We start from the raw sequence: 13,511 nt of genomic DNA on the forward strand, positions 1-13,511 counted from the left end.
TTCTAACTGGGTTATTTTCCATTTTCAGCAACCTATTGCAATAAATAATGTTATCTAGTATTGTTTACTTACCGACCGTTAAGTAAGTATTTGGGAAGGATGTTAAGAGAAATGAATATGAATGCAACGTATGCTGTCATTTTGGAAACAGGGTACCACTTATTTGCTGAGCATGGTTTTGAAAAAACAAGTATGGCGATGATTGCCAAAGAGGTAGGGATATCAAAGCCTGCGCTGTACTATCATTTTTCGTCTAAAAAAGATATTATCGATGTGATTTTTGACGAGATTTGCCAAAGTATTGGGTTTGCTAACTTTTTTAGTGTCCAGGACTACACGAAGGATAATTTTGAAGAGAAGCTTATTTCAGATGGCCTAAGTATTATTAACAGACAATATGAAGACGACTATTACTCACGCATCATGAATCAATTCCAAGCGCTGGGTTACCGGAATCCAAACTATTCACACAAATTAATCGAAAGCTTGGAAGGATTTACTACGGGTTTTGTTGAGCTGTTGCGACACGGGGCTTCGATTGGGGCTGTCGATGACAAAGATACGCTTATTAAGGCACAAATGCTGACCATGATCATTGATAGCATAGATAATTTTATTAGCTACAAGTTGGAGTATCGCTACGATGACATCTGGACTAAAGCGGTCAAAACCATTGTAAAGGAGATGTCGTGAAATGAGTCAGTCTACACAGCGAATAACTGCTTTTGATTTTGCGCGAGCCTTGGCATTTTTCGGAATGCTTATCGTGAACTATAAGCTTGCAATGCAGGCAGAAAACGATGGTGCAGCATGGTTGAGAGCCATAGCAGGTCTATTTGAGGGAAGAGCAGCAGCATTGTTTGTCGTGCTGGCAGGCATTGGAGTGTCATTAATGACCACGAAAGCAAGAAATTCAATGGACAAGGACGTTATTCGTCAAAGTCGGAACAACTTGTACCGTAGAGCTATTTTCCTTTTCATAATAGGTATTTATCTTCTGGTCATGGGCTGGACCGCCGATATTTTGCATTATTACGCGGTGTTTATGCTTGTAGCTTCGGTCTTGATTACAGCATCTGATAAAATAATACTCAGCCTGTTTGCGGTTATCCTGTTAGCATCCCAGTCATTTTTGATCTTGTTCGATTATAGTAAAGGTTGGAACACGAACTTTCACGAATATGCAGGCTTTTGGACGGTGGAAGGATTTATTCGCAATCTCTTTCTCAATGGTTTCCACCCCATCTTCCCCTGGGTGTGCTTTTTCATAATCGGCCTGTGGTTAGGTAGAAAACGCTGGTTGTATAAGGGGAATCGATCAAGGTTACTGCTTTATTCGTTGTCAGGGACTGTTGTTTTTGAGGCAATTTCCTATGGCCTAATTAAAGGGACTTCTTCTATACTCGATATAGAGTCAGCGAACTATTTGTTTACGACGAAACCGATGCCACCTACGATATTGTATGTATTATCTGCAACTTGTTTAGCGGTGGCCATCATTACTATCAGTTTTTATTTGGTTGAAAAATTAGGGCATTTTCGTCTGACGCAGGCGTTAATAAACACTGGACAGCTTTCATTATCTCATTATGTCGGGCATATATTCATTGGATTGGGTTTTCTTGAGATCGTTGGATATTTGGACAATGGAAGCCTTTCTTTTGCAATCGCATACGGATGTATCTATTTTATTATCGCCATGATCTTTTCATATGTGTGGAGAAAATGGATGAAAAGAGGTCCGGTTGAACTGATCATGCGGAGATGGTGCTGAGTGTTTGATTTGAACTCAATTCATGTCAATACCCCAGTTAGAGTTAACTGGGGTATTGATCATTTATGGTTTACTAAGTCTTATCTATTGATAAATGCCGCTGCCGGATTTTTTGAATTCTTGTGCTTTAGCTAGCATTCCTGCCTCTATGGTTTCCTGTTCTTCTTGCTTGTGGGCTCTAGTAGAATCGCGGATATCGTGAGAAATTCTCATGCTACAGAATTTCGGTCCGCACATGGAACAGAAGTGAGCCGTCTTGGCTCCTTCTGCAGGCAATGTCTCATCATGATACTCGAGCGCTCTCTCAGGGTCCAGCGATAGATGAAATTGATCGCGCCAGCGAAATTCGAAACGGGCTTTAGAAAGGGCGTTATCGCGATCCTGTGCACCTTTATGTCCTTTTGCCAAATCGGCGGCATGAGCAGCGATTTTATAAGTGATGACACCTTCACGTACATCTTCCTTGTTCGGTAGACCAAGATGCTCCTTTGGAGTGACATAACATAGCATAGCTGTACCGAACCAACCGATCATCGCCGCTCCAATGGCAGAGGTAATATGGTCATAACCCGGTGCAATATCTGTAGTAAGAGGACCTAAGGTATAGAAGGGGGCCTCATTGCAGATTTCAAGCTGCTTATCCATGTTCTCTTTAATCAAATGCATGGGGACATGCCCCGGTCCTTCGACCATAACTTGAACATCGTGACTCCAAGCCATTGCCGTCAATTCACCTAGCGTCTCTAGTTCAGCGAATTGCGCTTCATCATTAGCATCAGCAATGGAACCAGGGCGCAAGCCATCTCCAAGGGAGAAGGAGACGTCGTAGGATTTCATGATCTCACATATGTCCTCAAAATGTGTATAAAGAAAGTTCTCTTGATGATGGGCAAGACACCATGCAGCCATAATGGAGCCACCTCTAGAAACAATGCCAGTCATTCGCTCAGCAGTTAACGGAATATAGCGAAGTAAGACTCCGGCATGAATGGTGAAATAATCAACCCCTTGTTCTGCTTGCTCGATGAGTGTGTCCCGGTAAACTTCCCATGTTAAATCCTCCGCTTTGCCATTTACTTTCTCCAGAGCTTGATAGATCGGTACCGTACCAATAGGAACAGGAGAATTACGAATAATCCACTCGCGCGTGGTGTGAATATTTTTACCAGTGGACAGATCCATAATATTGTCTGCACCCCAGCGTGTCGCCCATCGCATCTTCTCCACTTCTTCCTCTATGGATGAGGATACAGCGGAGTTTCCAATATTGGCATTGATCTTTACTAAGAAGTTTCGTCCAATAATCATAGGTTCACTCTCTGGGTGATTGATGTTCGATGGGATGATGGCGCGGCCACGAGCCACCTCATCTCGTACAAACTCCGGTGTCACATTCTCGCGAATGGCGATGTATTCCATTTCGGAGGTGATGATACCCTTACGCGCATAATGCATTTGAGTGACATTGTTGTCTTTTTTTGCCCGTAGAGGTTTCCTTTGGAGTGCTGGAAATACTTCAGCTAATGCTTTACCGTTGGTATTGCCGTTATCCTCGGGTTGTATGGTTCTTCCTTCATAGGTTTCTGTATCTCCTCGTTCTTCAATCCAGCGTAAACGATTGGGTTGTAACCCTTGACGGATATCGGTATGAATTTCTGTGTCCGTGTAAGCTCCGCTAGTGTCATAGACATGGATAGGTGCATTCTCTTCTTCTCCGTGAATGCCCGATGTTGGACTGAGTGTGATCTCGCGCATCGGTACTTGAATGTCTGTACGTGAACCCTGTACATATACTTTTTTACTTGCTGGGAAAGCCGATAGGTTAATTTGATCTTTTTTCATTTCGCTTGACATCTCATTTCCTCCTATATAAAGGTGATTTGATCAAGCGGAGCAAATTCTATTCCTATAGAAAAAGACTGCATCTGAGTAAGAGGCAGTCTTAGAGTAGACAAATAGAAATAGAACTCCAATTCCTCCGCTGGCATTATCCAGATCAGGTTTGACGGTCGATAGTTACAACTATCCTCTCAGCCTGGTCCCACCAAGCTCCCGTAATATATAATTGCTAAACAAAGTATAACCAATTAGTAAAGAATATCCAAGTTTAATTTAAACCGTCAACATGACTTATTCTACAATATGGATAAGGCCAAGGCACCCAATGATTATTCGTACTTCATTATCACACGGAGGTATTTAAACTCGGATCATTAACAACCTTATGCGAAGCACGTGGCTTGCCGCTGAGTGAGAGATAAGTCCACATCCTAAGAAGTCTCTCGATTGGACCGTTCTTAAATCGTCGTAGTAGCAGGCTCGTTAGTACAGCCTGTACAGTATATATGAGCAGGGCCAATAGAAAGCCGTTCACAATGCCGATTTGTCCGAACCAACCCAGCCCATAACCATAAAATAAGGTCGTACAAATGACAGTTTGCATCAAATAGTTCGTCATCGACATGCGACCGACCGATTCAAACGCCGATACGAGCACTGATCGCTTCGATAAGTGCGATAGCACCAGTGCTAGTGCAAAAATATATCCAAGTGCGAGAAGCTGCCCTCCCGCCGTAAGGAATACGCCGCTCCAAGGGGATTGTGGTTGGAGTTCAGCTATGCTCTTAAACGCTAGACCAAGCGGCAGAAGGATCGCCGTCGCCCACACGTATCTACGTCTTTCTCGCCGCGGATTGTGAAACCACTGTTTGCTTGCAGCGGCAATCCCGAACAAGAACATCGGAAGCAGCAGGAACGGTGTGAAGAACATCACGATAATTATAGCGCCTGGCGGCAAATCAAGCGGATCCTCGTTAAAGCGAAACTTAGTAATCTCTTGATAGGTCCCCTCACCATAGACTTCAATAGATGTTGCGACATACTGCTGCATCCGCGCTTCTTCTTTAACTGTCTTCTTCTCGATACCATAGCTTAGGCCCGCCATCAATATGCTCAGTATGATTCCCCATATCATTAGCGTCTTCGGCTTCCTCTTAACGAATAGTAGCAAAGTAAAGCCCGTTACCCCGTAGGCTAGTAAAATGTCGCCCTCCCATAGTAATAGGCTGTGCATCAAGCCTAACGCAATGAGCATGAAGAAGCGCCGAGCTAACACCCATCCAGGCTTTAAGTTACGCTTCACCAAGCTTCCCCGAAGCTTATATAAGCTATAGCCAAACAGGAACATAAAGATCGGCATAAAACTTCCGACAACTGTAATTTTCAGTATATGATGAAATATCGTGTCCAAGCTTGTAGGGTTAAATTGTTGTAGTTCCCCTTGTCCGTACATCCCATACTGGAAAATGAGCATATTTGCAATAAGTATACCGAGTAAGCAGAAGCCGCGAATCGCATCTATAACGCGAATGCGGTTTCCTGTGTCTATTTGATTCATCTTTACTATCACCTCTCTTACAATCATAATCAATCAAGCTGAACAGCTAAGGAACAGAACCATAACATGAACTTAACTTTTTATAACTCTGTTCAACAGATGTTAAGGTTTATATGCTAGCATTACATCAGGTGATGAAGAATGAATATGAATAAAATAGTTATCGTTGATGATGAACCCTCTATTGTAAAAATGCTGCAACTTGTGCTCCAAAAGGAAGGATTTCACCAATTATATACAGCTGGAACCTGCCAAGAAGCACTCGATACGATTGCTCGTAACGGAGCTGATATCGTTCTGCTCGATGTTATGCTACCGGACGGTAGTGGTTTTGAATTATGTTCGCAAATACGCCAATTAGGCAACCCACATATTTTATTTTTGACTGCCAAGGTGTCTGATCTGGACGTTCTGACTGGATTCGCGATGGGTGGCGATGATTACATTACGAAGCCGTTTAATCCGCTTGAGATAGCCGCCCGCATTAAGGCTCGTCTGCGGCGCATTGATGAGATTGGCAAACCTGTGGCAAGAAACAATACTGTGGCACAAACTGTGTATAGCTATGGCCGCTTTCAATTAAATGAAGCTGCAGGGGAGCTACTTGTAGATGGTGCTGTTGTTACCTGTCCGGCTCAAGTGTTTCAGCTGTTATTGTATTTCTGCAAAAATCCCGGCATTGTCTTCTCTAAAGCGCAACTATATGAAGCCGTGTGGAGTATCGATGGACTTGGAGATGATAATACCGTGATGGTCCATATTCGCCGCATTCGTGAACGGATTGAGCATGATCCGAGTTTGCCTACCCATCTGCTGACTGTCCGCGGACTAGGCTATAAGCTGGCTAAGGAGCCGATCAACGTATGAAGATACAGCGTAGGATGGCTTTCCATTTTACATACCAACTGATTGTGTACTCGGTTCTCATAATCATCTCGATGACGATACTCTTCCTAGTCTTGATTAATAAAATCACAAATGATGAGCTTAAACGTAACCTTCCCGTGGCTGCGCTTGATTCCGTCATAAGCGAAACTTACTATCAGAATGATAAGATTAAGTTCTCCTCTCATTGGAATAAGTTCATTAAGGAAAAAAACATGTGGTTGCAGATCCTCGGATCTAAAGGGGACGTCATTTATGAAGTGAATACGGATTCAGATCAGCCCACAGCTTATTCGGTCACTCAGCTGCTAACGCTTCAAGAAACGGGGAAATACAATCATTACTTCGTTAATATGAAGCTGGATAACTCGTATGAATCGCCTCTATTATTCCTACTCGGCTTTGAGAATCCTCGTCAGGAGCAGCTCGCGTTGTGGTACGACAGCTATCAGGAGGACGGACTCGTTGCCGAAGGTTATAAGGAAGCAATGCTCAAGCAACTAAAGGAGACAAACAGTTACTTAACGATCGTCAATCTGGAGGGTGAAAGCATTCAAACGATTGGCAAACCCTCATCCTCTATGGATAGCTACGAGCCACTGGAGATCTTATCGATGAAGCAGGCCCCTGGAAATTTCGATACGAATGTGGTCGTTTATCAATCAGATAAGAATGCAATGACATGGATAGTTCATACCCCCAATCAACCAGGAAGTTTCAACGATCAGCCTATTTTGAAAGAGTTCATTCATATCTTCATTTGGGTAGCCGGCTCGATTCTCGTGTTGTCACTCTCCATTTCAATCTGGCACGGCTATCGTTACGGTCAGCCGCTTATTCTGTTTACAGGGTGGTTCGAGCGAATGGGTAAAGGGCTCTATGCGGAAGTGCTCACGCCGAAAGATCGTCGCAGGGTGTTTCGTAAAAATGGTAAGCTCCGTATCCGTTATCGTCTATATCGGGAGGTCATTCAATCCTTCTATCAAATGGCCGAGCAGCTCGCACAAACAGAGAAAGATCGCTTCCAATTAGAGAAGACCCGTGAGGAATGGATGAGTGGTATTTCGCATGACCTGCGAACGCCTCTATCGACTATACAGGGTTATGGCTACATTTTGGAAAGCTCGCCAGCGGTTTGGAGTCAAGAGGAACTTCAGGAGATGGGCAAGATGATTCGTGAGAAGAGTGACTACATGCTGGACCTGATCACCGATTTTTCACATATTTATCAATTAAAGCAAGGTGCTATATTCATGGATCAGCATGATATCGAGCTTGGTGAGCTAACGCGTAGATCAGTTCTAAAATATGTGAATGACGTGACGCTTGCAAATGTGGAATTTCAATACGAGGGCGATGATCAGCCCGTGCCAGTTATCGGCAACGAGAAATGGCTACAGCGACTTATGGATAATCTGCTATCTAATGCAGTGAAGCATAACTCTTCGGGTGTAACCATTACTGTAGTGTGCGGTATGTTGAATGACGAAGCCTTTATTCAAGTGTCAGACAATGGCCGCGGTATGGACGAGGAGACGATAGGCAAGCTCTTCGAACGCTATTACCGTGGGACGAACACGGAAGAGACTACCGCCGGATCAGGTCTTGGTATGAGTATCGCCAAAATGGTCGTCGAAGCCCATCTCGGGCGAATTGACATACGCTCTACGATTGGCAGAGGCACGACTATTTTTGTATATTTTCCAATTAAATGAGCTATTAACCCGAATGATGGACACTTTGAAGAAAAGTGTCCATCATTCAATACATTAAAAATTTATAACATGAATAATAATATAAATGCACTTAATAAGAAGCAGTACCATGAGAAATATTTAAGCTGACCGCGTTCCATAATCCCCATGAACCATCTCATAGAGAAGTAGGAAGCCACTAATGAACAGACAAAAGCTAGTGCGTAGGGAAGCGCTAATGTTCCCAGATTAGGATCATGTAATAGGTTCGAGCCTTCAAGAATCATACCCCCTACACTTACAGGGATGTATAAGAAGAAGGAAAATTTCAGTGCAGTTGATTGCTTTAAACCAATTCCCATACCCGCTACAATCGTAGCTCCGGATCGACTGACTCCCGGAATTAATGCAACCGTCTGGGCAAGTCCGATGATGATAGCATCTTTAAGTCTAAGCCCAGCCTCATTCTTACGCCCACGTAGATTGCGGATCAACCATAAGGCAATTCCCGTCACTAAGAGTGCAATAGCGATCGTTAATAATCCCTTTAATGCCTCAGCGATCCAATCATTAAATAGAAATCCGATTAACCCAGCAGGAATCGTGGCAATCACAAGATACAGAATGAAGTGAAAATCCTTTTTGTATTGCTCATCACGGCCAGTTAAGTACAGCAATCCATGCTTTCCTAGCTGGATCAGATCGTTCTTGTATATGAGCAGAATAGCGAGTAGTGAAGCGAAATTGACAAGGACCTCAAAGCTAAGTCCTTCAATTTCTAATCCAAAAAGCTTTTGCACAATAATGACATGTGCACTGGAGGAGACAGGAATCGGTTCTGTAACACCTTGTACTAAGCCCAAGAAGGCGTATTTAAGCAATGTTATGAAATCATTCATCTTGTTTGTAACACCTCGTTAGTGAAGATTGTGGAGAAACACCATACCATGGACATACCGGCGAGAGAGAGACTGGAAGCAGGATGTGTGAACAGAGGTTAAGGCTACATGAATGGCCGTTTGTAATGTTTCCCTCTGTTCGTCAGACAACTCTGCTTTGTGTGCGACATAATCTTTTGCTACCTCATTAATCATTTGGTCCCATTTATAGACGAAATCTGTCCGGTCACCCCTGTAATTGCGGTAACGTTCATCAAGTTCCTCGAATAGCTCAGCATAGGAGGAATAGAAATCAAGGGGATGAATCAGATGCGTGTCTTGGTTATCCTGACCTCGAAATAAAATTTGGAAAAACTTACGCATCGTGTCGTAATCCAGCGTTGATCTAAGATCTTCAATGATAAAGAATAGTGCGGCTTGTTGTAACGAATACTTCTTACCTTCCTCTGCATGTCCAATAAAATGTTTGAAATCTCGTTTCACCCAGTTCTGAACGGATGTAATAGAGAAATAGGTGTACTCAATTTGAGATCCTAGGGACACAATATCATGAAGAGAAAAGGCGGGATGAGTATCGGTCTTGATCATTTTTTCGATAATAGGCGGAAGTGCGGTCGAGATGAAGGCAGACATCGATGTCCCTTTTGCGAATTCTTGTTTGTGGTTTGCTCTCCATATGTCTTGGATGACGGTTCGTGGAGAGTTCGTTGCACCTGCTTGTAGGGAAAGCAATAAGGTTGCCATATCTTTGCGTGTAAACGTTAAAGTTTCCATAGAAACACCTTTCTATAATGACTAGTTCATATGAACTCATCATAAAATGATTATACGGTTGTGTCAAAAGGATATATAGAAAGAGAATAACCACTGTAGTTCCATTAGCGAGGTAAAATAGTCAAATTTAACCTCATATCAACGCTAGAGCCATTTGATATGGAGAGTATAACACAATATAATAAGTTCATAAGAACTACTTTACTGAACAACTCAAACAATATAAGAGGGAGCTCGATATGTTACTGAATTTATTTCTGGTTGCTTTACTGATTGTGCTTACAGCATTCTTTGTGGCTACGGAGTTTGCAGTCATTAAACTTCGACCGAGCAGAGTGGATCAAATGGTTATGGAAGGAAAGAAGAATGCTTTAGCTGTAAAAAAAGTAACGAGTAACTTAGATGGTTATTTATCTGCCTGTCAGTTAGGGATTACAATTACTGCCCTTGGACTTGGGTGGTTGGGTGAGCCTACAGTAGAGAAAATTCTGTTCCCTCTATTCGAACGACTTGGAATTGGTGAAAGTACGGGACATCTTTTTGCATTTATTATTGCTTTCGTGTCCATAACATTTCTCCACGTCGTGATTGGTGAACTTGCACCAAAGACACTTGCCATTCAGAAGGCAGAGCAGATCGCGGTGATTACTGCGCCAATTATTATATTATTTAACAAGGTTATGTATCCTTTCATCTGGATATTGAATGGTTCCGCGAATGGATTAGTAAAAATGTTCGGAATTATGCCTGCTAGTGAACATGAAGAAGCCCACTCGGAAGAAGAGATTCGTATTATTCTCTCTGAGAGCTATGAGAGTGGAAAAATTAATCAGACTGAATTCGGATATGTAGATCGTATTTTCACATTTGATGAACTACTGGCTAGAGAGATCATGGTACCGCGTACGGATATGATTTGTTTAGATGCCAATCAGACACTTGCAGAGAATATAGCCGTTATCAAAATAGAGCAATATACACGTTTTCTAGTGACTAAAGGAAGTAAGGATCATATTATAGGTTTCGTGAATACGAAAAAATTTTTCCTGAACTATGATAACAATCCAGACTTCGATTTTAATGCACTCATTCAGCCTGTTCTGACGGTTCCTGAGACGTTGCCTATTAAATCATTGCTACTGAGAATGCAACAAGAACAGGTTCATATTGCACTATTGGTTGACGAATATGGAGGTACTTCTGGATTAATTACGATTGAAGATATTCTAGAAGAAATTGTCGGAGAAATTCGTGATGAATTTGATGCAGATGAGAAGAAACCGATTGAAGCATGTGGTGATGGTCGATACCTAGTGCAAGGTAATACTTCGATTGATGAATTGAATCAGCTTCTTGGCATAACCATTGAACATGAGGATGTGGATTCCATTGGTGGGTGGCTATATAGTAGACAACCAGAGCTTGGAAAAGGTGTAGAGTGGCGCTATGGTCAGCTTACCTTCATTATTCGAGAAAAGGATAAATATCGGGTTCGTAAAGTTGAGATTATTCGCCATGATGACGAAGTAACCAAAGAAAAACTTTAAAATATAATAAAGAGAGCCTAGCTAAATTAGGGCATCAAGGGATTTTAAGAATTAGTGTGAGTAAAAGGAATAAAGCTGGCGAATGACCCTAGACTTGTTAGTTAGTCGGGGTTATTCGCTTTTTTCAAGACGAGAACCGAAGATCATATTGTTTGAATAGTAAAGTCAGGGGGAACAATGGATAAAATTCAATATTTATCACAATTCAATTTACTGAATTCGCTGTCAATGGAAGATTTAATAGAAATGGATCAATTAACCTCTATCACAATTATCCCGAAAAATAAGTTTATTCAAACACCAGAAACTTTTTCTGAAGGATTTTACTTTGTGAAAAAAGGAAAAGTGCGGATATATAGGCTGAATGCTGAGGGGAAGCAATTCACCTTGGATATACTCAGTGAAGGAAATGTCTTTGGCGAAATGGATGCAATCTCGTTAGGAACACGGGATATGTATATTGAAACGATAGAGGAAAGTCACATTTGCTTGATGAATAAGGAAAGGTTTGAAAGTTTTATAATTCAGCGTCCACGATTTATGATGAAGTTAATCAAAGTGTTGAGTGATCGAATTATTGCTATGAGTCATTTAGCTCAAAGTTTAGCTCTTGGGAATCTACACGATAAAATTTTGGATGTTCTTATAAAGCTGTCTGATCAATTTGGACTTACGAGTAATGAAGAGTATTACAAAATTGATTTACCCCTTTCACATCAGGAGCTTGCGAATCTAGTTGGAGCCACTAGAGAAGCTGTGACTGTAGCTTTACAAGAACTTGCGATAGAGGGAATCATTAAGACAGGATTTAAAACAATTTATATCCATCGTGAAAAGCTTTTGGAGAGAAATATGGCTTAAAGGATGAGTTGTAAACTGCATTTACATCTTTATTGAAAATAAAGAAGTATCGTATAAACGTTAAATAAATATACGATATGGAGAAATGATTCTATGGAGAAGCCAATATCTCAAAAATTGCAAATGGATTTAGATTTAGCAACCGCACAAATGGAAGAGATGCTTCCCAAAGAAGCACTGGATGCATTCGATAGATCGATTCAGGATCAGCGAGCATCTGATTCCGGTAAAGGGTTAAGGGTTGGAACCAAGGCGCCGGACTTCACTTTAGCTGATCCTACAGGTAAAACAATAACTTTGTCTGAAGAAACAGCAAAAGGTCCTGTTGTTCTTATATTCTACCGCGGCATATGGTGTCCATTTTGTAACTTGGAGTTACTGGCATACCAGCGAATAATGGATGATATTAAGGAAATTGGCGCTCAATTGATCGCTGTTAGCCCGCAAACCCCAGATCATTCTGCATTTATACAAGAAAAGAACGAATTAAGTTTCCATGTTTTAAGTGACTTGGGAAATCAAACAGCAGAAAAATATAATCTTAAATGTAGAGTGCCTGAATATGTACATGAAATCTATAGATCATTGGACATTTCACTTGATACATTTAACGGTGATAATTCTTGGGAGATTCCAGTACCAGCTACTTATGTTATTGATAAAGAAGGTATAATCTGTTCAGCAAATGCTGATGCAGACTATAAAAAACGTATGGAGCCTACTGAAGTATTGCATATCCTCCATTCTCTTTAATAGAGCTTTCTAAGGCGATTGGATTTCATCGTATTAAAGGGGGAAGCGATTCATGGATAATGAAAAGGAAATTATAATTTCTGATGCAATTTTACAACGAAAAGGGGCTCGAAAAGTATTAGATATTCCGGCTGAAGTAGTCACACTGCTTCAGAGGGGGCAATTACAAACGGTTAATCTGACAGAATGGCTGGCAGTTGATCATTCAATGCTACTGGAAAATGTTCTTCATGAGCTTGAATTACAGCAAGACTCGGATACCATTTTATCCGGACTGGCTCAATTAAATGAAAAGAAGATGATGAGAATCATACCTGCCATCGCTCGCGAGTGGCTGAGTATGTTAGATAGGAAATCGGAAAAGGAAGGTTCTCGAATCTTCAATGCGCTAGCCACTCATCGTTCAGATAGCGTTCGCTGTTGGGCTTGCTATATTATTGGACTAGATCAACGGTTAAGTATAGAAAAAAAATTGACAAGCATTCGCCCATTTGCTGCGGATTCTCATTTTGGTGTTCGCGAGATTGCATGGATGGGCGTAAGGGAATCAATTTCAAAGGAATTAATGGAATCCCTTGATATCCTAAAAGATTGGGTGCGCGATAAAGATGCGAACATCAGGAGATTTGCTATCGAATCGACCCGTCCGCAAGGCGTGTGGGCCAAGCATATTACAGAGTTAAAGGAGAATCCTGAGATGGCTATTTCGCTTCTGGAAGCTGTGAAATCCGATCCAGTCAAATATGTTCAGGACTCCGTAGGGAATTGGCTAAATGATGCTAGTAAAACTAATCCTGATTGGGTGATGCACATCTGTGATGAGTGGTTGGAGGCCTCGGATATGAAGGAAACGAAACGGATCGTGATTCGGGCTCAAAGAAGCTTAATGAAATCACACCCGTTGACTAACCCAAATGAATAGCGCTA

At 41.7% G+C, this 13,511-nt stretch carries 12 protein-coding genes and 1 riboswitch; of the genes, 8 read left to right on the plus strand and 4 right to left on the minus strand.

What is annotated here, in order from left to right; translation table 11 throughout:
- Nucleotides 1-117: 117 nt before the first annotated feature.
- Together UB51_RS24580 and UB51_RS24585 are read left to right on the plus strand one after the other, a co-directional pair.
- Nucleotides 118-693: a TetR/AcrR family transcriptional regulator gene (locus tag UB51_RS24580; protein ID WP_234405500.1), complete on the plus strand. Its 576-nt coding sequence runs from the start codon at nucleotides 118-120 to the stop codon at nucleotides 691-693.
- Between the two features lies 1 nt (nucleotide 694).
- Entirely contained in the window at nucleotides 695-1,774 is a 1,080-nt protein-coding gene (locus tag UB51_RS24585) for a DUF418 domain-containing protein (RefSeq protein WP_044879556.1), read from the plus strand.
- Between the two features lie 84 nt (nucleotides 1,775-1,858).
- Here the strand turns inward: UB51_RS24585 and thiC are convergent, their stop codons facing one another.
- Together thiC and UB51_RS24595 are read right to left on the minus strand one after the other, a co-directional pair.
- On the minus strand, nucleotides 1,859-3,628 hold the full coding sequence (thiC, locus tag UB51_RS24590; protein WP_044879557.1) for a phosphomethylpyrimidine synthase ThiC: 1,770 nt from the start codon (nucleotides 3,626-3,628) through the stop codon (nucleotides 1,859-1,861).
- A 103-nt stretch (nucleotides 3,629-3,731) separates the two neighbouring features.
- Nucleotides 3,732-3,840: riboswitch (TPP riboswitch) on the minus strand.
- A 119-nt stretch (nucleotides 3,841-3,959) separates the two neighbouring features.
- A complete protein-coding gene (locus UB51_RS24595) occupies nucleotides 3,960-5,171 on the minus strand; it encodes a DUF418 domain-containing protein (protein WP_052676068.1) in 1,212 nt (403 codons plus the stop codon).
- A 141-nt stretch (nucleotides 5,172-5,312) separates the two neighbouring features.
- Between UB51_RS24595 and UB51_RS24600 the strand changes: the two genes are divergently transcribed.
- On the plus strand, nucleotides 5,313-6,038 hold the full coding sequence (locus UB51_RS24600) for a response regulator transcription factor (RefSeq protein WP_044879558.1): 726 nt from the start codon (nucleotides 5,313-5,315) through the stop codon (nucleotides 6,036-6,038).
- Complete coding sequence (locus UB51_RS24605; protein ID WP_044879559.1) at nucleotides 6,035-7,771, plus strand: sensor histidine kinase; 1,737 nt, start codon at nucleotides 6,035-6,037, stop codon at nucleotides 7,769-7,771. Before UB51_RS24600 ends, UB51_RS24605 begins: the two co-directional genes overlap by 4 nt.
- 62 nt (nucleotides 7,772-7,833) lie before the next feature.
- Here the strand turns inward: UB51_RS24605 and UB51_RS24610 are convergent, their stop codons facing one another.
- Together UB51_RS24610 and UB51_RS24615 are read right to left on the minus strand one after the other, a co-directional pair.
- The gene (locus UB51_RS24610; RefSeq protein WP_044879560.1) at nucleotides 7,834-8,649 is read right to left on the minus strand and encodes an undecaprenyl-diphosphate phosphatase; all 816 of its coding nucleotides are present in this window, start codon (nucleotides 8,647-8,649) and stop codon (nucleotides 7,834-7,836) included.
- 18 nt (nucleotides 8,650-8,667) lie between these two features.
- On the minus strand, nucleotides 8,668-9,423 hold the full coding sequence (locus UB51_RS24615) for a DUF1836 domain-containing protein (RefSeq protein WP_044879561.1): 756 nt from the start codon (nucleotides 9,421-9,423) through the stop codon (nucleotides 8,668-8,670).
- Nucleotides 9,424-9,662: 239 nt separating this feature from the next.
- Here UB51_RS24615 and UB51_RS24620 point away from each other — a divergent pair, with 239 nt between their 5' ends.
- From UB51_RS24620 to UB51_RS24635, 4 genes are all read left to right on the plus strand, one after another.
- On the plus strand, nucleotides 9,663-10,970 hold the full coding sequence (locus tag UB51_RS24620; protein ID WP_044879562.1) for a hemolysin family protein: 1,308 nt from the start codon (nucleotides 9,663-9,665) through the stop codon (nucleotides 10,968-10,970).
- Between the two features lie 177 nt (nucleotides 10,971-11,147).
- On the plus strand, nucleotides 11,148-11,831 hold the full coding sequence (locus UB51_RS24625; RefSeq protein ID WP_044879563.1) for a Crp/Fnr family transcriptional regulator: 684 nt from the start codon (nucleotides 11,148-11,150) through the stop codon (nucleotides 11,829-11,831).
- Nucleotides 11,832-11,924: 93 nt separating this feature from the next.
- Nucleotides 11,925-12,584: a peroxiredoxin-like family protein gene (locus UB51_RS24630; protein WP_052676069.1), complete on the plus strand. Its 660-nt coding sequence runs from the start codon at nucleotides 11,925-11,927 to the stop codon at nucleotides 12,582-12,584.
- Between the two features lie 52 nt (nucleotides 12,585-12,636).
- Nucleotides 12,637-13,506: a DNA alkylation repair protein gene (locus UB51_RS24635; RefSeq protein WP_234405501.1), complete on the plus strand. Its 870-nt coding sequence runs from the start codon at nucleotides 12,637-12,639 to the stop codon at nucleotides 13,504-13,506.
- Nucleotides 13,507-13,511: the final 5 nt, after the last annotated feature.

It is taken from the genome of Paenibacillus sp. IHBB 10380, from assembly GCF_000949425.1.
Classification (GTDB): Bacteria; Bacillota; Bacilli; order Paenibacillales; family Paenibacillaceae; genus Paenibacillus_AQ.